Source organism: Zoogloea sp., from assembly GCF_030157465.1.
Classification (GTDB): domain Bacteria; phylum Pseudomonadota; class Gammaproteobacteria; order Burkholderiales; family Rhodocyclaceae; genus Zoogloea.
This window is the reverse complement of sequence record NZ_JAOAUU010000003.1, coordinates 1-21465: the sequence shown is the minus strand read 5'-3', so window position 1 is coordinate 21465 and position 21465 is coordinate 1. Positions and strand designations below refer to the sequence as shown.

General features: G+C 60.3%; 17 protein-coding genes. 8 read left to right on the top strand and 9 right to left on the bottom strand.

Annotated elements, in window-relative coordinates:
- Positions 1 to 18: 18 nt before the first annotated feature.
- The 8 genes from Q1W26_RS00460 (at position 19) to Q1W26_RS00425 (ending at position 11036) form a co-directional block, all read left to right on the top strand.
- The gene (locus tag Q1W26_RS00460; protein WP_300434409.1) at positions 19 to 1173 is read left to right on the top strand and encodes an ABC transporter substrate-binding protein; all 1155 of its coding nucleotides are present in this window, start codon (positions 19 to 21) and stop codon (positions 1171 to 1173) included.
- Positions 1174 to 1204: 31 nt separating this feature from the next.
- A complete protein-coding gene (locus tag Q1W26_RS00455) occupies positions 1205 to 3817 on the top strand; it encodes a 50S ribosomal protein L11 methyltransferase (RefSeq protein ID WP_300434406.1) in 2613 nt (870 codons plus the stop codon).
- A complete protein-coding gene (locus Q1W26_RS00450; RefSeq protein WP_300434403.1) occupies positions 3814 to 5061 on the top strand; it encodes a hypothetical protein in 1248 nt (415 codons plus the stop codon). Before Q1W26_RS00455 ends, Q1W26_RS00450 begins: the two co-directional genes overlap by 4 nt.
- Before the next feature lie 10 nt (positions 5062 to 5071).
- Entirely contained in the window at positions 5072 to 5896 is an 825-nt protein-coding gene (locus tag Q1W26_RS00445; protein ID WP_300434400.1) for a hypothetical protein, read from the top strand.
- 134 nt (positions 5897 to 6030) lie between these two features.
- Positions 6031 to 6420, top strand: a complete 390-nt coding sequence (locus Q1W26_RS00440) for a hypothetical protein (protein WP_300434397.1) — start codon at positions 6031 to 6033, stop codon at positions 6418 to 6420.
- Positions 6386 to 7312: a methyltransferase gene (locus Q1W26_RS00435; RefSeq protein WP_300434395.1), complete on the top strand. Its 927-nt coding sequence runs from the start codon at positions 6386 to 6388 to the stop codon at positions 7310 to 7312. The genes Q1W26_RS00440 and Q1W26_RS00435 overlap by 35 nt, the downstream gene beginning before the upstream one ends.
- A gap of 8 nt (positions 7313 to 7320) precedes the next feature.
- Positions 7321 to 9159 (top strand): sigma 54-interacting transcriptional regulator, encoded by a 1839-nt coding sequence (locus Q1W26_RS00430; protein ID WP_300434392.1) that lies wholly within the window; start codon positions 7321 to 7323, stop codon positions 9157 to 9159.
- Positions 9160 to 9170: 11 nt separating this feature from the next.
- The gene (locus Q1W26_RS00425; RefSeq protein ID WP_300434389.1) at positions 9171 to 11036 is read left to right on the top strand and encodes a hypothetical protein; all 1866 of its coding nucleotides are present in this window, start codon (positions 9171 to 9173) and stop codon (positions 11034 to 11036) included.
- A gap of 75 nt (positions 11037 to 11111) precedes the next feature.
- On the opposite strand, the gene Q1W26_RS00420 is transcribed toward Q1W26_RS00425, so the two are convergent.
- The 9 genes from Q1W26_RS00420 to Q1W26_RS00380 all read right to left on the bottom strand — a co-directional run bounded on the left by Q1W26_RS00420 (position 11112) and on the right by Q1W26_RS00380 (position 21459).
- A complete protein-coding gene (locus tag Q1W26_RS00420) occupies positions 11112 to 12245 on the bottom strand; it encodes an ABC transporter substrate-binding protein (RefSeq protein WP_300434386.1) in 1134 nt (377 codons plus the stop codon).
- A gap of 125 nt (positions 12246 to 12370) precedes the next feature.
- Positions 12371 to 13708, bottom strand: coding sequence for a sigma-54 dependent transcriptional regulator (locus Q1W26_RS00415; RefSeq protein ID WP_300434383.1), 1338 nt, complete (start codon positions 13706 to 13708; stop codon positions 12371 to 12373).
- A 162-nt stretch (positions 13709 to 13870) separates the two neighbouring features.
- On the bottom strand, positions 13871 to 15781 hold the full coding sequence (locus tag Q1W26_RS00410) for an ATP-binding protein (RefSeq protein ID WP_300434380.1): 1911 nt from the start codon (positions 15779 to 15781) through the stop codon (positions 13871 to 13873).
- 92 nt (positions 15782 to 15873) lie between these two features.
- A complete protein-coding gene (locus Q1W26_RS00405) occupies positions 15874 to 17157 on the bottom strand; it encodes a Glu/Leu/Phe/Val dehydrogenase (RefSeq protein WP_300434377.1) in 1284 nt (427 codons plus the stop codon).
- A gap of 32 nt (positions 17158 to 17189) precedes the next feature.
- Positions 17190 to 17918: an amino acid ABC transporter ATP-binding protein gene (locus Q1W26_RS00400; RefSeq protein WP_300434374.1), complete on the bottom strand. Its 729-nt coding sequence runs from the start codon at positions 17916 to 17918 to the stop codon at positions 17190 to 17192.
- A 16-nt stretch (positions 17919 to 17934) separates the two neighbouring features.
- A complete protein-coding gene (gene gltK / locus Q1W26_RS00395) occupies positions 17935 to 18624 on the bottom strand; it encodes a glutamate/aspartate ABC transporter permease GltK (RefSeq protein ID WP_300434371.1) in 690 nt (229 codons plus the stop codon).
- A gap of 1 nt (position 18625) precedes the next feature.
- Positions 18626 to 19366 (bottom strand): amino acid ABC transporter permease, encoded by a 741-nt coding sequence (locus tag Q1W26_RS00390; RefSeq protein WP_300434368.1) that lies wholly within the window; start codon positions 19364 to 19366, stop codon positions 18626 to 18628.
- 119 nt (positions 19367 to 19485) lie between these two features.
- A complete protein-coding gene (locus Q1W26_RS00385; RefSeq protein WP_300434365.1) occupies positions 19486 to 20553 on the bottom strand; it encodes an asparaginase in 1068 nt (355 codons plus the stop codon).
- A gap of 54 nt (positions 20554 to 20607) precedes the next feature.
- Positions 20608 to 21459 (bottom strand): glutamate/aspartate ABC transporter substrate-binding protein, encoded by an 852-nt coding sequence (locus Q1W26_RS00380; protein ID WP_300434501.1) that lies wholly within the window; start codon positions 21457 to 21459, stop codon positions 20608 to 20610.
- Positions 21460 to 21465 lie beyond the last annotated feature (6 nt).

Sequence of the window (21465 nt, the reverse complement as noted above, 5' to 3'; positions counted from 1 at the left end):
TCCAGGAAATACACAGAAATGCTTAACAAGAAATCGTTCATTGCCTTAATAGGCATTGCGCTTTTCGCAGTGCTTGTCTCCGTGGCCATTCTCCCAACTAAGCCACAAGTCGGAGATGGCGGCTATAAGGTCACAGTTGCGGCGAACTACCCCTTGAGCGGGGAACTGGCGTTCTACGGTGAAGAATTTCGTGACGGCCTTTTAATGGCGGTCGCTGATAAAGGAAACACACTTGCCGCCGGAACGTCCATCGAGTTCGAGTGGGGCGACAACCGCTTCACCCCAAAAGATGCCGCCACTGTCCTTCAACGCCACTTGCAGAACCCCCCAACCATCTATACCTCGGCGTTAAAACCGCAAGTCATGGCAGTGGAAAAGGAGGTGGCCGCTGCCGGCATTCCCCACTTGGCATGGGTTCTCGACTTGACGCCCAACCCCGCCGGAACCACAAATAACTTCCGTACCTGGGTGAGTTTCAAGCTGGAAACGGATGTGTTCTTCGAATACGCGAAGAAGAAGAGTGCCAAGAACGTTGTCCTTTCGTACGTCAGCCTCCCCAGCAGCGAGGCCGCCTACGGCCAATACCTCGCGGACCGTCTGCGTAATGAACTAGGCGCCAGCGTCGTAATTGAGCGCTACAACCCGGATATAGGCGCCGGCGATTTCAAGAACATCGCTGTGCGTATCGCCTCGAAGAAGCCCGATTTGGTAATGATCAATGGATTCATTCCCCACATGGTGGGCCTCATCAAAGCCATGCGTCCTTTGGGGATCATCAAACAGGGCAAGACGATGGCTGCGCTGGACATGCTGGATGCCGCGGGTGCGCTGTCACCGGAGGAGTCGGAAGGCATTATGGTCGCAGCCCCGCCATTCATGGTCGATCCGGATTCGGAGCAAAAGGCTTGGGCATCACGCTTTGAACAGAAGTATGGCCGCAAACCCTCTTACCATGCCGCGTTTGCCTACGATGCGGGACTGACGATCGTCGACGCGGCGACACGACTGAAACTGCCGGCATCATCGCAGGATTGGCTTGCCGCCATCCTGCGCACAGATATCAAAGGCGTTACGGGCCCGGTCCGCTATGGTGCCGACCAGAGTGTCATTACATCGTTGCAGCCGGCGATCTATCGCAATGGCGTTCTCGTTCCCCTCATGGGTGACCAATGACGTCAAAGCTTAACCACGTCTCCCCTGACAGATGTTGAAACCCTCGCAAAACTGGCAACCCTGCTTCGTCGATCCCTGGCGAGGTGTGGCGCACTTCGATGGACTGACCATTGAAGCCGACCCCATCACTTCCCACAGGCAAGACCTCGTTCTCCCCTGCATCGAAGATGAGCAGGTGTATTTCTGCCGAATGCTCAAGGCTCTCCTTCCCAGCGACGAAGACAGAGTGGGCAGGCACGCGGTTGACCTTGGTATGGGGTCAGGCGTCTTATCTCTTTACGCGGCATCGCTGGGCATGCGGGTCACCGGAATTGACATCTGTGATCGAGCCCAGCACTTCGCGAGCTACAACCTGAGCAAGAACCGTCAAGTCTTTATCGACAGCATTGATGAGCGCGTCAAGTTTGAGCCTTTCGACTGGAATGATCCGACGCAATTACAACCGTTAAAGGGGCAGGCTGATTACGTCCTCGTCAACGCCCCATTCAGCCCCTGTCGGGATGGGCACCACCTTACTCGCTGCGTATCCGGTGGAGTCCTGGGCCAAGACGCCTTCTTGGAGACGCTGCCTATTGCGTATTCCTTGCTAAAGGAACAGGGGCGGGTTTATGCCATCCAGTTGTTGCTGACTGATGATCAAGGCAAGCCTAAGAACGACCTCTTTAATGTAACGGGGTCAGAAGTTGACCGTTGGTCGTCCGTACGTGTCTTCACTGCAATGGAGTCCATACCCGTGCGAGAGTTTCTGGACGACCAGTATCGTTCCGATTCCAACGCTGCAAGCAGTGTCGCCTCAGAAACGTACTCGAACGATTATTTCTGCCTTGCGTTCATTGAGTTGACTAAAGATAGGGATGCTCGGAAGCGTGAAGTTGAACTCGTCAAGCCAGCGTCCAATCCCCTGGCGCCTTTGCCAAACTGGACATGGCCGGCTCGCATACTGATGCATCGTCTGACATCTGAGAACCACTTACGCTTTCCGCAGATCACGCATGAACCTGGGAACGGCCCAATTGATGACGCAGCCGAAGCCAAGGCGCACCTTTGGATGTCCGCCATTGCCCTTTTCCTCCAGCGCACCAACCCGGACTCGGCTTTCCGGCCACCAACCGGCGATTCACTGCCTGACGAAGTTTCGAAGGTTCTTACGCAAACCCAGGTGCAGATCGATCACTGGATAAGGCACAACGACTTGTTGCGCGGCCCATCCAATCCGGACGGGTTCGACTGCCTCATGGTTGAGGCTGTGCCATGGCATTTCGCCACGAGTCGCCTCAGATTGCGAACGGAAACCGCGATCTGGGCGGGCACGGCAAACGGTGGTGACGAGATGCCCGTTTCCAGGGCACTAAACAGGGTTTTGCTCGAGATATCTCGCTTTGTCAAAGAAGATCGCTCGATATTCCTGCACCCGGAACATCTCAGGAAAAACAACGCGCAGGCTTGGCAGCAAGCTGTCTGCTTTCAACGATCAGAATGCGAGGACGACACACAGGAGCCGACACAGTTACCCGTACTTAAGCTCAACCCGCCCGCTATCCGCCATGGCCACGTGTCATGCAGCTCGCATTTACATGAGCTCAAGAAATTCGAGATGCGCATCGAGAATCCCAGCACTGCAACCTTCGAATCGTGTCTGCGGCGAGCGTTGCGGGCATACACAGGAATCATGCGTGTTGAGGGCTTGTTATCCGGGGGGAGCAGTCAATGCTATTTCATCTCGCTGCCGATGCCTTTGCTCAAGCCAAAAAGCAGTCATGCCGAGTCCGGTATTGTGTATGTGTACGCTTGGTGCGCCAAACCTTGGTCGACATCACATGAATGTCAGGTTGCCGATCTCGCGCGCCTGGCTTCATTTCTTTATGAAGAACGTTATTCGGAGAGCACTCGATCCCAACTAGACCTGTCTCTTCGTCAGGCCATGTTGGTCTCAGCAGCGCACGAGACGAAGAAGCTGATTGACCTGATCGAACCAGGCATCTCCAAGCCTTTTGCGCAGTTGGTGAAGGACTATTTACAGCTCCAATTGGAACAAACCCTCGGTCCGACGTTTGCTAAATTTTGTCATTTATTAGACTCCCATGTGGATCTACGGGCTACCTTAAGCGAACTGAGCGCATTGGCCTATGTTTTCGAGAAGCTACGTCATAAGAATGAATATGATCCCGAGACATTAAATGTGGAGCAAATCAGCGCCTGGAGAGAAGAAGCAAGCAGCACGATATCAATCGTTACTGAGACGGATTGCGTAATGGACACTTCTGTCAAACAACTCCACTTCGCTGCGGCATTTATTGCAGGTCTACGCAATACAATTGCACACTGCTCCAAGCGAGGTAATGACGCCCGCGCAATCAATATTACGGCCGTGGCTGGGTGCATTCAAATAATTAATAGTTATACCAATAGCAATAACGGAGATGAAGACAAAGAACCAATGAGGGTTAAGCGGGAACAAGGCGTCCCTGGGACAGAATCCGTGATTAAATACCACGAACGCCAGCTATTTATTGACAATCCTGATTATCAATCTCGTTCCGGGATCAAAAAATTGTCGTGTGAGGAACTTGGAAAGAGTATGTTTCGTCATACATGGGAAACAGATATTGTTGTCCCAAGGGCTGACAACGAGAAGATGGCATGAAGACGATATACCTGATAGACGATGATGCTGGTCGGCATCTTCAATTGGCAGCGCTTATCGACTCTCTTAATGCTTCGCTTCCAGACTTGCCAGAATATCAGGCGGATAATTGTCCGAATGATCGTAATGCCGCAGTTGCAGTTGCTGACAATAGTGTTAATTGCATTAACGTTTGGACCGCTATTACCGCAGCGCCGCCAGATTCAATTTTTCTTGTTGACCTCCATTTGGGTGATGTTAGCGAAGTCACATCGAGGAGGGAGTTATCTTGTTATATCAATAACAGCACTGAACCTTGGGGTGAGACGGCAAGATCGCTACTGAATGAAGCGACCGATATCCACAACCAATTACTGACCGAATACAGCACGGCAGTGCTGGCGTGCGCAGTACTGAAAGCGCGAGAAATCCCGGTCATATTGATATCAACGGCGGCGGGCAGCAGAGCCTTCCGGCCTTGGTGCGATAGCTGGCGAATTCCCTATGCTCCGGACCGTTATGACTATCAATGGAAGTCGTGGAAAGAAGAGATAATCAAACTACACCGTCACCCAGACTCAATAACGCGACAGATACTCGAACTATACGCACAACCAATAACTAGCGATTCTAATGCATGGCTCCATGATTGGTGCGAAGAGAATGTGGAGCTAGGTCAAAATATCTGGAATTGTTCATTCGGAGATGATATGAACACGGCCGACTGCCAAAACAAGGCCATCCATATTAGGCAGAAAGCATGGGGATTGTCTGATTCGCCGTCAAGACCGATGAACAAGTCTGTAGTGCTTGATGCTGTTAAGAAACTCAACTTCGATTTCTCCGTGGAATGCATATGCGATAATTTTGTTTTTCCACGAGAACCGGGAATTGTGTTTTTGCTGTCTCTTCGAGAATTAATTGTAGCTTTGGGCAAGAATAATCCGAAGCCGGAAGCTGTGCGCTTTGGTAATGAAAAAAACCGATACTTTGTTTCAGTGGAGCTGCAAGCCGCAAATCAATCCGAAATGATTGACCGCTTACTACGCAAGGACTGGATAGCGCATAAAACGTTTACCGGGCAAGATCCAATCTGTGAGCAGATACCCAGCGGAGGCTTCTCAGAGGCTATTTTCCATTTCTGTCATTCCCGTCTTGCCGGCATTTCAGGTGACGAGGATTGGGTGAAGTTGTTCAGAAACGGTTCCAGGAAATGGGTGGCGTGGCCCTGCTTGACCAACAAAGGCATTACCTTTTATTGGTAGGGCTAATAGCATGACAGCGAAGATCGGGTTTTTTGATAAGGATCAGGATCAATATGGGCTTGCAGGGTACGCAACAAGTTGCCGCCTTCAATTTTATGCGTCTGTTGATGATGCGCTTAAGTCCTCGGTAGATTGCCTATTTGTTCATGTGCGCGATTCTGACTGGACAAAGATTTGCGGCACATTGCCCAAAGAACGCGTTGCTCTGCGGTTTACCAGCTCGAGTGGGTACCCACGCTCACCGCCGGAAGGCAAGCACGGGAATTGCTTTCGCTGCCTCAAGCCGACAAAAAACGACGGAAAACTCACTGAACATGATTTCCATGCCCTCGTCGCAGCATTTGGCGATATCGAAATTGTCAACCAACTCAGTACATCCATACCGAGAGAAATTAGAGATCTTGTAGCATGGTCAACTGTTCACCGACTCCGGGCGCTCCACATACTCCTGCAAGCCTGCATGGCAGAGTTGGGAAACAACCCAAAACATGGAGCTGAAGCTATTAGTATACTTGGGTGTCTGCCCGTGCCCAGTTCGTCACACGCGAAGGTGAACCGCGTTGAATTGTTTTGCCGAGTTCTTGCCGACTTTCCTTGGCCTGATTCCAAATCATATTATGATGCGCAAGAAGAATTGTATGAAAGCGTAAACAAGGCGCTTCAACATGAATTGGGCGTAAGAGTCCTGAAAGACGAAGACCCGATTATTCATGATTTGGTTTGCGGGGTGTTCAATGCTGTAGACCCTGATGCCCCGCTGGCCTGGGAAACAATTAAAAAGGCATTTCAACGGTTAGATGTAGTACTGGGAATGCTCAGGCGCGATGCATCATGACGAACTCTGAGTGGGAAAACAAGCGTTCTACTTTCAACCATGGCTGGTTGAAGAACAGACTTATAGCCTGTCTTCTGAGGTGCAATCGGGTCGTGAGTGGATTGGTACAGGACGAAGACGCACGGAGTGACTTGTTGGATCTCTTAATTGGCTGGGAGGCGGTCCGTCCCTCCGCAGTCGAGGTTCTGTTGGTAATGGAGTCGCGTGCTCACAATGCACTCGACCCTTTGTCGAGCGATTCCCTGACACTTGGGGAAGTCACCTGCCGCTACCTTCTGGAGGTCGATCGCCTTCGTTGGATTCAGCTTACGAATGCCGAGAAACTTGTCAACGATGCGTCGAATGCCCTGGATGAATTCGACAATGCGATCCGGCGGACCTGCACGCGACTTCAGGGCTCTGGCACGATGCCGGATGCCGAACTGCTTGGGAACCTCGAAGAACGCGCCCGTCGTCTTGGGTCTCTGTTTTCGTCCCTCACACTCTGTCATGACTCCATCCTCGCCACCGATGAATACGTTTGATAGTCAGGCTGCCACACTTCGTCAGCGCTATGGCAAATGCGGTAAAGGGATCAGCCGTCTGATAGTCCATTTGGCAAAAAAACTCGAGTCGTCTGGTGGTGCGCAAGACCACCAAAATCAGCACTGCCAGAGTGACCATGAACTGCTCATGCAGATCAAGGTATTGGAACTGATCCATCTTACCCTTCATACCCACAGCGAGATGCCAAGTGTCACACTCGACAGCTACCGCGAATTGGCAGGGATGCAGGTGATGCGGGGGGTGTTCTCCCCTGAATTTGCGACCGATAGCTATCTGTGGGCTAACTATATTGCTCAAAGGGGTCTTGTAGATGGGAAGTCGGTGTTGGAGATGGGCGCCGGGAGCGGCATAATTTCCCTATACCTCTATAGGAATGCCACGCCTAGATACATTTGCGCAGCGGACGTGAGCAAGTACGCCGTGATCAACCTGCGTGCAAACGTCGATCGGTTCGGTATCGACGAGTCTCGGTTTGAAGTCATCGAAAGCGATCTTTTCAGTTGCATCCCTTCAGAGAAGCGCTTCGATGTGATCCTGTGGGCCATGCCATGGATTCTCAGTGAAGACCGGCTTGTACGGCAGGTGCTGGAGGATTGTGATGATCCGTGTGAGAAGGCCTTGCTGCGCTCGATTATCGATCCAGGAGGGGAATCTGTACGGAAAGTCATCTCCGACGCCAAGAGTTTTTTGAACCCGTGCGGAAAGGTGCTATTGATCTCGTCGGATTTCCTTCCAAACGAGATGATCCGGAGCCACGCGGAGGCTGAGGGTTTTCTCTATGAGCAAACGGTTTTCGCAAGGAATGTCACGGTGGTGGAAGCGACTGGCATGGCTTTGGATCTTTATCACCTTGAACTGACTCTGCAATGACAATGACAATGACAATGACCTTGCCGCGCCTGCTCATACTCGACGATCTCTTCGGTAGAGTCGTGCCCGATGGTCGGAATGCCGACCGCGAGAATCTGTGCGCGCATTTCCTCTGGCGCGATGTCACTGGCGATACCGCGGCAAGTGCCAGTCGGCAGAAGGTGCTCAAACCGATTGCCGATGCCGTATTTCACCGGGCGCAGTTCCCGCTCGAATCCCCTATCGGCACGGTGGTTGAGAATGATCTGGTCTCGGCGATGAATATGGTCCGTAGTGGTTGGCACATGGATGCGTACCAGGCTGGAAATGCCACCCCCACCTTGCCTTGGAGCATGGTTCTGCTCGATCTTTGCTTTTACACCGGCGAGGTCACTGAAGAGAGCCAAAAACGGGCGCCTGGAATGCCAGAGGGGCGGCAGGGCGATGACGATCCCCGTGGTTACTTCGGCCTCAAGCTCTTGGCCGAGATTTCTCGCGAGTTGCCAGATTTGCCGGTCGTCATTCTTTCCACCAAGCCAAGGGGGGATGTCAGCCTAGAGTTCAGTCGACAAGGCGCCCTTGGTTTCATTTCACGGGATGATCCCAATGGTGCGGATATCCTGAGAGAAATGCTCTGGCAACATGGGCTGCTGAGCGATCCTTCCGGTGAAGTGGTGGGGAGCTCTATTCCGGTCCTGATGGCATTACGAGAAGCCCGACGAGCGGCTTCGCATAGGGGGAGCCTGCTGATCCGGGGTGAGCGGGGAACTGGTAAAGAATTGCTTGCCGCGTATGCCCAAAGGGTATGTACGAGTGACCGTGCGAACCGTCCCTTCGTGACTGTGAATTCCGCGGTCTTACGCACGGAACTGTTCGCCTCGGAATTGTTCGGCATCGAGCCCAGGACGGCCAGCGGCGTGGACGGCAAGATCGGCCTAGTGGAAGCGGCAGATGGCGGAGACCTCTTCCTGGATGAGATAGCCGACATGCCACCCGAGGTTCAGGCCGCGATTCTGCGGGTTCTGCAGAACAAGCAGATCACCCGGGTCGGGGCACGTCAGCCCAGGGCAGTGGACGTGCGCTTCATTTCCGCCACCAATGCCGATCTGGAAAACGATCCGCGTGGCTTCCGCGCGGACCTGCTGGACCGTCTGCGCCTGGGGGGCACGCTCTGGTTGCCGCCGTTGCGTGAGCGGGTGACGGACATCCCGGTGCTGGTGGAGCGCTTCGTGCGCGAGGCGGAGGCCCAGCGTCCCGGCACACTGCATCGCGAGATCACCGCCGAGGCCCTGGACCGGCTGCGCACCTATGACTGGCTGGGCAACGTGCGCGAGTTGCGGACCTGTCTGTTCGATGCAGTGAACCGATTCCCCGATGTGGAGCACTTGGTACCCGGCCATCTTCGCTTGAAGGAAGGGGCGGTGTCGGTTGCGGCCAAACCGCCGGTAGTGGAGTCGTGGGATGCTCTCCTTTCCGTGCCATCTATTGAGAAGGAGTCCATCGATCTGGATGGCTGGTTTGCCGTGCAATCGGCATTGCGCTTCGATGCCCGCGAAGTCACCCGCTGGTCTTGTCGCCTGGGCGAACTCCAGCAGGCCCAGGCCTGGCTACTGGCGCGCTACCTGCTCGCCGCCCTGGAGGCCACCAAGCGGCGCACGCCGGAACACCCCGAGGGGGTGCTGCAAATCCACCCCGCAGTGCGGTTGATGACCGGTGACGCCACCCTGACGGCCTCGCGCGCCGCGGATGTGATCAAGCGTCTGCTCGGTCCACTGGAAGGGGAACTGTGGGGGGACCTACGGGAAGCGCTTGGCATTGCCTTGCGGCTGCGCCCACGATCTCCGCGCGCGGCTGCCATGAGGTCCTAAGAGGGTAAGCAATGCGACATTTGATCCTTGCCCATTCGAAACCTACCGCCCACGCACTTGGTGCATGGTTGGCATTGCGGGGTGAGCGGCCGATTGCAGAGCTTGATGACGACCAACGGGTGATCGTCTGGGAGGGGCGAGAAGGTTTGCCCGTCGTTCAAGCGTTTGATCGACTGGCTCGCGCCTTAGAGGAGGCCGCTTATGGAGGCGGCGAGATGCCTTCCCGTCATCGGGTGGTGGTGTTGGTCGATGGCATCGCGCGGCCGGATGACTTGAATGTCGTGGCCCAGGGCGGAGGATGGGAATCCCTGCTCTCCATGCTGATCCTAGCCTTCCCGGAGTTTCGCTGGGTGTTCGGTGTATGGGGCGCTTCGAATGCCGACGCGAAAAGGGTAACAGAACTGGCCAAGCACCATAGCCTCATATCGCTGTTTGGCCCGGGCGAGTCCGATCCGCTGTTCGATGCGACAGGCCTACGCGACTGGATTCGGGAGCGAACCAACCATTGTCTTGAGCATGAGCTGAAAGATGATCTACGTCTGCCCCTGCGCGAAGAGAGGGCCGCGATCATCGAGGAAGAACAGTCGTATCTCTATTTCAACGGCTATTGCGCCTATCGCTTCGGTTTCCGCGCCGATCTGATCGCCAGTTGGCAGCGGATGAAGAACACCTTCGGGAATAAGGGCAAACACCCCTATTGGCTGCTACTGGAGGACATGAGCTTGAATTTCCCGGATCGGGAAAAAGGGATCAAGCTGCATTGTTTGCGGGGGGAGCGTGCAAGAGAATGTCCTCAATTGGATTCCATCAATGCCGCGGTTGAACGGTCCCGCCAGCGCGTTCTCATCACGACCGGACAGACTCGGCCGGGGGATGACACGCTGAGCCGTAACCGGGATTATCTTAGGGAAAAGGCCCACGGGCGCGGCACCTTGGTGCTCAAGCCGGCCAGCGGCTTGTTCGACTTGTGGGAGCAGGCTGGGCTGATGCGCCGTTATGACGGAGTTTCGCATACTGATTTCGCCCCCTCCCATCGTTGGCCGCCAGAAAAGCCAGTTTTAGCCGGAAAGGCGGATGGGCATGGGGCGCCGGGAAAGTTGCTTCTGGTTGCGGAAAAGCTGATTGAGCGGGCAGAGGCGATCAAGTCACAGGTCAGGTCGGTTGGTGATGCGGTGCTCGGCGCCACGCTGGCCGCCGATGCCTTGGAGCTAACTGGATGCCGAACACCTACTTCTGCAATCCAGGCGCTGTCCCTTAAGCATCAGTTCGAAGTCATGGCGGAGTGCCAGTTTTCCGGGGTGGAGTACCACATCCACATTGAACCGCGTATCTCTGACATCACCCGTGACCTCGAAGCCATCTGTCTGTGGTTCGGCGAGGGTAAACGCGAGTCCGCACGTCTTAACGCACACATGCATATCCTAAACCAACTAGTTCGTATCCTGCGCGAATACAACCGGTTCGACGAGGAACAGATTTGCATGAACAAAGTACGTAGCCTCCACAGTACGCTATGGATGAAGTCTCGATCTTGGCGCTCTATCTTCTGGCTACCCATTCGCTATGTCGAATATCTACTGGAGTCGTTTCTGCGTTTCGTGGGCGTCTTAGGAATTTGGGTAGCTGTGCTGGCATTCCTCTTTGCCCTATATCCCGCAGACCCGAACCCGTCTGACTGTGGTCTGGTGCGCTTTGGGATAGGGTTGGAGAACGCCATTACGTCCTTCTTTTCCGTCGGTGCGCCGATGCAGCATTTAAAGATTGTGGACGATCCTTCGGTGGGTTTTGTGGTGGTGAGCATGATTTCCATCATCAGCGGTTTCCTACACCTTGGCGTGCTGATTTCGCATCTTTACAGCGTTGTATCGCGGAAGTGACAGATGACCACGTGAGGTAATGAAGGGGGATTTCATGATGGAAACTGTATCCGTGGGTCAACTACGAGCCACCCCTCACCGCACATGATTCCCATCCCTCCCCAGCAGCGTCACCTCCACATACCGTGACCCCACCCGTTCCCCCGGGCTGAAGCGCACCTTAAACCCCCCAAGGTCCAGATCCAGGTTCTCCAGCGACTGCATCACCGCCGCCGGGGTGGGGGTGCCTTTGCTGCGGCGGATGGCTTCGATCAGGACGCGGGCGCCGACGTATTCCTCGAAGCTGGTGTAGGACGGGGTGTCTTCGGGGGCGAAGCGTTTGAGGGCCTGGTGGTAGTCGCGGGCGATGCGGGTGACGCCGCTGAAGGGGGAGGGCATGACCTGCGTGATGCCGACGCCCCGGGCGGCGTCGCCGCCGGCGAGTTGGTGCAGTTCGCGTCCATTCACTACTGAGATGCTGAAGAGCTGGGTGCCGGGGTGGGCGGTCTGGTAGGCCTTGACGAAGGCGGCGGTGGGGCGCACCACGCCGATCATGATCACGGCCTGGGGTACGCCGCGGGCGATGTCTTCGACTGCCCGGGCTACGTCTTCGGTGTTCTTCTCGTAGCTGCCCTTGCTGACGATCTTCATGTTGTGGCGGGCCAGGGCCTTTTCGACGCCGGCGAGGCCGGCCTGGCCGAAGGGGTCGTTCTGGTGGAACACGGCGATGCGGGTGAGGCCGGTGCCGACAAACTGGCGCACCATGGCTTCGGTTTCGTCGCCGTAGCTGGCGCGGATGTGGAAGATCCAGGGGTTGAAGGGGCTGCGCAGGGGTTCGCCGCCGGTGTAGGGGGCGACCAGGGCAATGCCGCCCGTGGACAGCACGCCCTGCTTGAGCAGTTCGGCGATGTTGCCGGTGCCGGCATAGCCGATCAGCGCGGCGGCCTTGTCCTTGCGGATGAGTTCCTGGGTCAGGCGCAGGGTTTCGGCGGTCTGGTAGCCGTCATCCTTGAGCACGTGCTTCAGGGTGTGGCCATTGACGCCGCCGGCCGCGTTGGCGGCATCGATGGCGATGCGTACCCCCAGGGCCATGGCCTGGCCGGTGGAGGCCAGGCTGCCAGAGAGGGGGGCGCACTGGCCGATCACCACCGTGTCGGCCCGCGCCAGCCCTGATCCCAGTAGCGCAATGAACAGCAGGCAGCCGAGTCGCCGCCAAATCTCCGTGTGCATTTTTATCTCCCCATCGTAATTTCTGATGGCGGCAGTATGCAGCATGGAATGTTGATTTCCTGTGATCGGATGTTGCGCTGCAATGTGACTTACTTCTCAGCGCCTATCCCATTGTCCTTGTTGTGTCAGCCCTCGCCTCCCTGCAGCCCGTATTTGCGGATCTTGTCGTGCAGGGTGGTCTTGGGGATGCGCAGGGCTTCGGCGCTGCGTGCCAGGCTGCCGCCGTGGCGGCGCAGCTCGGCGGCGATGAGGCTGCGCTCGAAGCTCTCCACCGATTCCGCCAGGGACGCGGGCGCCGCCTCGCCCGTGGCAGTGCCGAGGATGTCCTTGCCGACGCCGAGCACGATGCAGTCGGCCACGTTGCGCAGCTCGCGCACATTGCCCGGCCAGGTGTGGGCCATCAGCTTGCGCATCTGCTCCGGCGGCACCGCCGGCAGCGGGCGTTCGTGGCGGTGGGCGGCGAGGAGCAGGAAGTGCTCGAGCAGCAGGGGGATGTCCTCGCGCCGTTCGCGCAGGGGCGGCAGGTCGATGGTCACCACGTTGAGGCGGTAGTACAGGTCGGCGCGGAAGGTCTGGCGCTCGGCACGGTCCTTCAGGTCGTCCTTGGTGGCGGCCACCACCCGGCAGTCCACCGGCAGTTGCTGGTTGGAGCCGAGGCGTTCCACCACGCGCTCCTGCAGCACCCGCAGCAGCTTGATCTGCACGCCCATGGGCATGCTCTCCAGCTCGTCCAGGAAGAGGGTGCCCTTGTTGGCGTATTCGATCTTGCCGATGCGCCGCTTCTGGGCGCCGGTGAAGGCACCGGCCTCGTGGCCGAAGAGCTCGCTGTCGAGCAGGTTGTCGGGCAGGCCGCCGCAGTTGAGGGCAACGAAGGGGCCGTCCTTGCGGGGTGAGAGTTCGTGCAGGCACTGGGCGATGAGCTCCTTGCCGGTGCCGGTCTCGCCGCGCACCAGCACGTCCACCCGGGTGCTGGCTACGTCGGTGACGAGCTGGCGCACCCGGGCCATCTGGGGCGAGCGGCCGATGAGCTTGGCCTCGGCGCCTTCGCGCTGTTCCAGGCGGCGGCGCAGGTCGAGCACCTCCAGGGTCAGGGCGCGTTTCTCCAGGGCGCGGCGCACCACGTCCACCAGCAGCTCCGGCGAGAAGGGCTTCTGGATGAAGTCGTAGGCGCCGGCGCGCATGGCCTCCACGGCCAGGGTCACGTCCCCGTGGCCGGTGATGATGATCACCGGCAGGTCGGCATCCATGGCCTGGCAGCGGTGCAGCACCTCCATGCCGTCGGCCTTGGGCAGGCGCATGTCGGTGACCACCACGCCGGGAAAGCCCGGCTTGAGGCGCTGGAAGCCTTCCTCGGCCGAGCCGACGCCCTCCACGGGGATGTCGGCGAGCATCATGGCCTGCTCACAGCCGAGGCGCACGTCGGGGTCGTCTTCGATGATGAGGGCGCGGAGTTCCGGAGTCATAGGGGCAGGAGGAGGGCCAGGGGTGGAAAGGCGGGCGACTTGCAGGGGCGATTTGTAGGGGCGACTTCAGTCGCCCGCGGACTCCGATCAACGAATGGTCGTGATTCGACGTGCGGATGGGCGACTGAAGTCGCCCCTACAGGCGCTCCAGTCATCGTCGTTTCATCGGGCATCGGGGGGCTCGTTCTCGCCTGGGGCGGCGGGCAGTTGCAGGATGAAGCGGGCGCCGCCTTCGGGGCGGTTCTCGGCGGTGAGTTCGCCACCGAACTCGCGCACGATGTCGCGGGAGATGGCGAGGCCCAGGCCGAGGCCTTCGCCGGCGGGCTTGGTGGTGAAGAAGGGCTCGAAGAGCTGGCCGTTTTCAGGCAGGCCGCTGCCGCTGTCGGCGATCGACAGCACGATGTGGCCGGCCTCGTCGGGGCCGGCTTCGATCAGCAGCTCGCGGTGTTCGGCGTCGGCCATGGCGTCGGCGGCGTTGCGGATCAGGTTGATGAGCACCTGCTCCAGGCGGTTCTGGTCGCACCAGGCAATGTCGCGGCCCGGCTCGCAGTGGTTGGTCACGGTGATGTCGGCCTTGGCGAGGCGCTGATCGAGCAGGAACAGGGCGGCGCCGACGGCGTGGGCCAGATCGGCGGGGGCGGGGATGGCCGGCGACTTGCGGGCGAAGGTCTTGAGCGGGGTGATGATGCGGCCCATCTGGTCGGCCAGGCGGGCAATGATGCCCAGGTTCTGTTCGACGGTGGCGAGGTTGCCGCGCTTCATGAATTCGATGGCGTTGCCCGACAGGGTGCGCATGGCGCCCAGCGGCTGGGCCAGTTCGTGGGTGATGCCGGCGGCCAGCTTGCCCAGCACGGCGAGCTTGGCGGCCTGCACCAGTTCGTCCTGGGCGGCGCGCAGGGTCTGCTCGGCCTGCTGGCGTTCGGTCACTTCCTTGCGCAAGCGGGCGTTGGTGTCGGTGAGGGCCTTGGTGCGCCGGGCGACCTTGCTTTCGAGCTGGGCGTTGGCCTGCTCCAGCAGGGTCTTGGCTTCCAGCTTTTGCCCGACGATGCGGCGGCGCTGGGCGACGACGAGCAGCAAGAGCAGCACGAAGCCGGTGGCCACCGCCGCCAGCGCGGCATGGCCGAAGGCCTGGGCACGCACCGGGTGCAGGTCGGAAAAAATGTGCAGGCGCCAGCCCAGCTCGGGGAGCGGCCGGCCATGCACCAGGTAGCTGCCGGCAATGTCCTGGCGCGAGCGTGGCGGGTGCTGGCGCAGGTTCATGTGCACGATCTGGCCTTCCGGCCCCACGGTCTGGTCGATGCGCACCGGAAAATCGCCAATCAGGCCGTCGTTGTAGAGGCGGCTCATCTTGATGTCCACCAGGGTGTCGAGGGGCAGCGGGCTGAGGGCCGTGTAGCGCCATTCGGGCACCGAGGACAGGATCACCACGCCGTTGCCGTCGGCGATCAGGGCCGGCGCGCCGAGCAGCTCCCAGGCCTTGTCGAGCTGGCCGAGGCTGATCTTGATGACCGCCACGCCCACCACCCGTTCGCCGTCGCGGATCGGGTGGGACACGAAGTAGCCCGGCTCGCCGCGGGTGATGCCGATGGCGAAGTGGCGCCCTACGCGCCCGGCGAGGCCGTCGAGGTAGTAGCTGCGAAAGGACAGATCCTCGCCGATGAAGCTGTCGTCCGGGTGATCCCAGTTGCTGGAGGCCAGCACGATGCCGCGCTGGTCCACCACGAAGATGGCGATGCTGCCGATGTGTCCGTTGAGGCGCTGCAAGAAGCGGTTGGCCGCCAGCACGCTGGCCGGGCTGCGCGGCGTGTGCATCACGTTGAGCACTTCCTCGTTGAGCTGGATGGTGGCCGGGATGTGGGCATAGCGGTTGACGATGCCGTCCACCGCGGCGGCAAACAGGTCGAGCCGGTGGCCGGCGTCGGTGCGCAGGGTTTGCATGCCCTGGTACTCGCTGGCCCGGTAGCCGCCAAAGCCGATCAGGCCGATCGCCAGCAGGAAGGCGAGGACGATGAAGGGGTTTGGCGACAGCTGCCGCGACGGCGGCGTCTGGGGCGTGGAGGAGGGCTCGGGCATGGGCTGGCGTTGGGCGACCGGGTTTCAGGCTGCCTTCATGATAGTGCCGGGCACCGGACATGGCACGGGCTGCCGTGCCGGTGCCCGGTGGGTCAGGGGTAGATGCCGCGCATGGCGCGGGCTTCGAGCACGCGGGAGCAGGCCATGATGTAGGTGGCGGTACGCAGGTTCACGTTGCGGGCGGCGGCCAGATCCCAGATGCCCTGGAAGGCTTCGGTGAGCACCCGGTCGAGGCGGTCGTTGATGTCCTTCTCGGTCCAGAAGAAGCTCGAGGCGTTCTGTACCCATTCGAAGTAGCTCACCGTAACGCCGCCGGCGTTGGCCAGCACGTCGGGCAGCACGATGCAGCCATTGGCATTGAGGATGTCCTCGGCCTGCGGCGTGGTGGGGCCGTTGGCGCCTTCGACGATCAGCTTCGCGCGAACCTGCCCGGCGTTGGCGGCGGTGATCTGGTTTTCCAGCGCGGCGGGCAGCAGCAGGTCGCAATCGACGCCCCAGAAATCGGCGTTGGCGATGACCTCGGCCTCCGGGTAGTCGAGCAGGGCGCGCGGGTTGCCATTGAGAAAGCCGAGCAGCGCGTGGGGGTTGATGCCCTTGCTGTTGGCAATGGTGCCGGCGGCGTCCTGGATGGCGACGATTTTGGCGCCGGCGTCGTGGAAGATCCGCGCCGCCGCGTTGCCCACGTTGCCGAAGCCCTGGATGGCGATACGCGCGCCTTCCATCGGCATGCCGAGGCGCTGCATGGCCTCCCGCGCCACCACGTAGCAGCCGCGCCCGGTGGCGTCCTTGCGGCCTAGGCTGCCGCCCATGGAGATCGGCTTGCCGGTAACGACGCCGGTCTGGGTGCTGCCCTGGTTGATGGAGTAGGTGTCCATCATCCAGGCCATGATCTGCTCGTTGGTGTTCACGTCGGGGGCGGGGATGTCCCGGTCCGGCCCGATGATGCTGCCGATCTCGCTGATGTAGCGGCGGGTCAGGCGTTCGAGTTCGGGCATCGACAGTTCGGCCGGATTGACCCGCACGCCACCCTTGGCGCCGCCGTAGGGCAGGTTCACCGCCGCGTTCTTTACGGTCATCCACGCCGACAGGGCCATGACTTCGGACAGCGTCACGTCCGGGTGAAAGCGCACGCCGCCCTTGCCGGGCCCGCGGGACAGGTTGTGCTGGACACGGAAGCCCTCGAAGTGACGGATGCGCCCGTCGTCCATGCGCACCGGCACATCCACGATGAGGCAGCGCTTGGGATGGCGCAGGGTGTCGATCCACGCGGCCAGCGGGCCGAGATGGGGTTCGACCCGTTCGAGCTGTTCGAGAAACATGCCCCACGGGCCGATGTGGGCGGGGTCGAGGAAGGAGGGCAGGGTGGCGGTGGTCATGGTTTGTCTCCGGCGGTTTTAGTTGTGGTGAATCAGTGCTGCAGGATCTTGGCGAGGAACTGGCGGGCGCGCTCGGAGCGCGGCGCGCCGAAGAAGGCGTCCTTGCTGTCGTCCTCGACGATCTGCCCCTTGTCCATGAAGATCACCCGGTTGGCGACCTTCCGCGCGAAGCCCATTTCGTGGGTGACGCACATCATCGTCATGCCCTCCTGGGCGAGTTCGACCATCACGTCGAGCACCTCGTTGATCATCTCGGGGTCGAGGGCCGAGGTGGGCTCGTCGAAGAGCATGCAGATCGGGTCCATGCACAGGGCGCGGGCGATGGCGACGCGCTGCTGCTGGCCGCCGGAGAGCTGGCCGGGAAACTTCTCGGCGTGGGCCTTGAGGCCGACCCGTTCGAGCAGCTTGAGGCCCTTGGCGCGGGCTTCGTCCCGGTTGCGGCCGAGGACTTTCTCCTGGGCGATGGAGAGGTTGTCGGTGATGCTCATGTGCGGAAACAGCTCGAAGTGCTGGAACACCATGCCGACCCGGCTGCGCAGCTTGGAGAGCTTGGTCTTCGGGTCGCCCACCGAAATGCCATCCACGATGATGCTGCCGGACTGGAAGGGCTCCAGCCCGTTCACACATTTGATGAGGGTGGACTTGCCGCTGCCGGACGGGCCGCAGACGACGATGACTTCGCCCTTCTTGACCTGGGTGGTGCAGTCGGTAAGAACCTGGAAGCTGCCGTAGTGCTTGGAAACGTTGTCGATGGAGATCATGTCGGGCTCCTTGGGGTCAGTGCGCCACGTGGGCGTTGAGTTTCTTTTGGTAGCGGCGCACCAGTTGCGAGGCCGCAAAGCAGATGAAGAAGTAAACCGCGCCGGCAAACAGCAGCAATTCCACCAGCCGGCCATCCCGGTCGCCGACCTTGTAGGCCGCGCCGAAGAAGTCGGCGAGGGCCGACATGTAGACCAGCGAGGTGTCCTGGAACAGCACGATGGCCTGGGTGAGCAGCAGCGGAACCATGTTGCGGAAGGCCTGGGGCAACACCACCAGACGCATCGCCTGCGCGTAGGTCATGCCCAGCGCCGAGGCGGCGGCCACCTGGCCCTTGGGCACGCTCTGGATGCCGGCGCGGATGATTTCCGAGTAATAGGCCGACTCGAACAGCGCGAAGCCGATCATCGCCGACGTAAGACGCACGTCGGTGTTGGGGTCGAGGTTGAAGAAGCTCCGCAGCAGCTGCGGCACGATCAGGAAGAACCACAGCAGCACCATCACCAGCGGAATGGAGCGGAACAGGTTCACGTAGCCGGCGGCAAACCACGCCAGCGGCTTGACCGGTGCGAGCCGCATCATGGCCAGCAAGGTGCCCCACACGACGCCGAAGATGACGGCGCTGACGGTGATCTCCAGCGAGATCTTCATGCCCTCCCACAGGAAGGGCAGGGCGCCGGGGATGGAAGACCAGTCGAAGTCGTACATCTCATTTACCTCCCAGGTAGCCCGGCACGCGGGTCTTGTTTTCGAGGTGGCGCATCAGCGTCATGACCACCACGTTGATGAGCACGTAAAGCAGGGTTACGGCGATGAAGGATTCGTAGGGCTGGGCGGTGTAATCCACCAGCTGGCGGCCCTGCGCGGCGAGTTCGAGCAGGCCGATGGTCGAGCACACGGCGGAGTTCTTGAAGATGTTGAGGAACTCGGAAGTGAGCGGCGGCACGACCAGCCGGAAGGCCATCGGCAAGAGCACGTGGCGATAGGTTTGCGGCAGCGTGAAGCCCAGCGCCAGGCCGGCGTTCTTCTGGCCGCGGGGCAGGCTGTTGATGCCGGAGCGCACCTGTTCGCACACCCGTGCGCTGGTGAAGAAGCCCAGGCACACCATCGCCGAGACGAACTGCTGGGTGACCGGATCGAGCTTTTGCTTGAAGGCATCGCCGAGGCTGGCCGGCAAAAGCTCGGGCAGCACGAAATACCAGATGAAGAGCTGCACCAGCAGCGGGATGTTGCGGAAAATTTCGACGTAGGCGCTGGCGAGGCCCGACAGCCATTTGTTGGGCACGGTGCGCAGCACGCCCATCAGGCTGCCCAGCGCCAGCGCGATGAGCCACGCCGACAGGGACAGCAGCACGGTGGTCTGCAGCCCCGACAGCATCCAGCCCAGGTAGGTGCTGTCGCCCGAGGCGGCGGGGCTGAGGAAGATGCCCCAGTTCCATTGGTAATTCATGTTGGTTTCCTTGTTTGCAGGGGCGACTTCAGTCGCCCATCCGCGCGTTCAATCATCGGCATGTAGTTGACCGAAGTCCGCGGGCGACTGAAGTCGCCCCTACAGATCCGCCGGTCCGATCAGTACTCCATGAACATCCGCTGCAGCTCCCTGGTGTCGCTGGTTCTGGTCAGGGCCACCGAGGCGAGGATGCGGGCCTTCTGGGGGTTGAGGTCGTGGGCGACGACCCAGTCGTACTTGTCGTCGGGCTGCTCGGCGTTGCGCAGCACGAAGCCGCCGCCCGTCACGCGGGACGAGCGGATGATCTGCACGCCCTTGCCGCGCAGCGCCTGCAGGGCCGGCACCACCGCGCCGCTCACCGAACCGTTGCCGGTGCCGGCGTGAATCAGCGCCCTGGCGCCGCCCTGGGCGAAGGCCCGGTAGGCGGTGGGGGTGGCGTTGCCGTAGCCGTAGGCGATGTCCACCGGGGCCAGCGTGTCGATCGCATCGATGTCGAACTCGGTGCCGCGGGTGTGACGCTTGGCCGGGGCGCGGAACCAGTAGGTCTTGCCCTCGACGATCATGCCCAGCGGGCCCCACGGGCTCTTGAAGGCTTCGGTCTTGATGTTGACCGTCTTGGCCACGTCGCGGCCGGTGTGGATCTCGTCGTTCAGGGTGACGAGCACGCCCTTGCCGGCGGAATCCTTGCTGCCGGCCACGGCTACCGCGTTGTAGAGGTTGAGCATGCCGTCGGCCGACATGGCGGTGCCGGGGCGCATGGAGCCGACCACCACCACCGGCTTGTCGGTCTTGAGCACGAGGTTGAGGAAGAAGGCGGTTTCTTCCAGCGTGTCGGTGCCGTGGGTGATGACGATGCCGTCCACGTCCGGCTGGCGGGCCAGCGCCGCGACGCGCTTGCCGAGGGTGACCAGATGCGCGTTGGTCATGCTCTCGGAGGCGATCTGGAAGACCTGCTCGCCGCGCACCTGGGCAATCCCGGCGAGTTCCGGCACGCCGGCGATGAGCGCGTCCACCGGCACCCTGGCGGCCTGGTAGGTGGCGCTGTTGGCAACGCTGGCGCCGGCGCCGGCAATGGTGCCGCCGGTGGCCAGGATGACGACGTGGGGCTTGTCGGCGCCGAAAGCGGCCGAACAGGCGACAAACAGCGCGCTGGCGGCAAAGAGGCTGCGGATCGTGACGGGTTTCATGATCTCGGATTCCTTGTGGGCATTGGGGTGGAGGCGATCAGACGGGGTGGCGGCTTATTCGAACGCCTTGTCGTTGGGCGCCTTCAAGAGCTTCTGCATGGCTTCGGAGATCGGGAAGTTGAGGTTCAGGCCCTTGGGGGGAATGGGCTGGGTGAACCACTTCTTGTAGATGGCCTCGGCCTCGCCGGAGGTCATGGCCTTGGCCAGCGCCGCGTCGGCCACCTTCTTGAAGGCCGGATCGTCCTTGCGCATCATGCAGCCGTAGGCCTCGAAGCTCTGGGGCGTGCCGACGATGGTCCATTCGGCGGGGCGCCGGGCCTTGGCCAGCTCGCCGTAGAGCAGGGCGTCGTCCATCATGAAGGCGACGGCGCGGCCGGTTTCGAGGGTGAGGAAGGCCTCGCCGTGATCCTTGGCGCTGATGATGTTCATCGCGAGCTTCTTGTCCTCGTTCATCTTGCGGATGAGGCGCTCGGACGTGGTGCCGGCGGTGGTCACCACGTTCTTGCCGGCGAGGTCGGGGAAATCCTTGATGCCGGAATCCTTCTTGGTCATCAGGCGCGTGCCGATGACGAAGATGGTGTTGGAGAAGGCCACCTGGCGGGCGCGTTCGGCGTTGTGGGTGGTGGAGCCGCACTCGATATCGACGGTGCCGTTCTGGACCAGTGGAATGCGGTTCTGCGAGGTGACGGGGGTGAGCTTGACCTGCAGGTTCGGCATTTTCAGCTCGGCCTTCACGGCGTCGACCACCTTGAGCATCAGCTCCTGGCTGTATCCGACCACCTGCTGCTTGTCGTCGTAGTACGAGAAGGGGATGGAGGATTCCCGGTGGCCGAGGGCGATGGTGCCGCTGTCCTTGATCTTCTTGAGGGTCGGCGATTCCTGGGCCAGGACGGGCTGGGCGAGCAGGGTGGC

What these genes read in the sequence shown, in the direction of transcription:
- Q1W26_RS00390 (WP_300434368.1), bottom strand. Translation starts at nt 19,366, where the DNA reads ATGAATTACCAATGGAACTGGGGCATCTTCCTCAGCCCCGCCGCCTCG.
- Q1W26_RS00430 (WP_300434392.1), top strand. Translation starts at nt 7,321, where the DNA reads ATGACAATGACCTTGCCGCGCCTGCTCATACTCGACGATCTCTTCGGT.
- Q1W26_RS00425 (WP_300434389.1), top strand. Translation starts at nt 9,171, where the DNA reads ATGCGACATTTGATCCTTGCCCATTCGAAACCTACCGCCCACGCACTT.
- Q1W26_RS00410 (WP_300434380.1), bottom strand. Translation starts at nt 15,781, where the DNA reads ATGCCCGAGCCCTCCTCCACGCCCCAGACGCCGCCGTCGCGGCAGCTG.
- Q1W26_RS00405 (WP_300434377.1), bottom strand. Translation starts at nt 17,157, where the DNA reads ATGACCACCGCCACCCTGCCCTCCTTCCTCGACCCCGCCCACATCGGC.
- Q1W26_RS00460 (WP_300434409.1), top strand. Translation starts at nt 19, where the DNA reads ATGCTTAACAAGAAATCGTTCATTGCCTTAATAGGCATTGCGCTTTTC.
- Q1W26_RS00420 (WP_300434386.1), bottom strand. Translation starts at nt 12,245, where the DNA reads ATGCACACGGAGATTTGGCGGCGACTCGGCTGCCTGCTGTTCATTGCG.
- gltK (WP_300434371.1), bottom strand. Translation starts at nt 18,624, where the DNA reads ATGTACGACTTCGACTGGTCTTCCATCCCCGGCGCCCTGCCCTTCCTG.
- Q1W26_RS00450 (WP_300434403.1), top strand. Translation starts at nt 3,814, where the DNA reads ATGAAGACGATATACCTGATAGACGATGATGCTGGTCGGCATCTTCAA.
- Q1W26_RS00415 (WP_300434383.1), bottom strand. Translation starts at nt 13,708, where the DNA reads ATGACTCCGGAACTCCGCGCCCTCATCATCGAAGACGACCCCGACGTG.
- Q1W26_RS00455 (WP_300434406.1), top strand. Translation starts at nt 1,205, where the DNA reads ATGTTGAAACCCTCGCAAAACTGGCAACCCTGCTTCGTCGATCCCTGG.
- Q1W26_RS00385 (WP_300434365.1), bottom strand. Translation starts at nt 20,553, where the DNA reads ATGAAACCCGTCACGATCCGCAGCCTCTTTGCCGCCAGCGCGCTGTTT.
- Q1W26_RS00435 (WP_300434395.1), top strand. Translation starts at nt 6,386, where the DNA reads ATGACTCCATCCTCGCCACCGATGAATACGTTTGATAGTCAGGCTGCC.
- Q1W26_RS00400 (WP_300434374.1), bottom strand. Translation starts at nt 17,918, where the DNA reads ATGATCTCCATCGACAACGTTTCCAAGCACTACGGCAGCTTCCAGGTT.
- Q1W26_RS00445 (WP_300434400.1), top strand. Translation starts at nt 5,072, where the DNA reads ATGACAGCGAAGATCGGGTTTTTTGATAAGGATCAGGATCAATATGGG.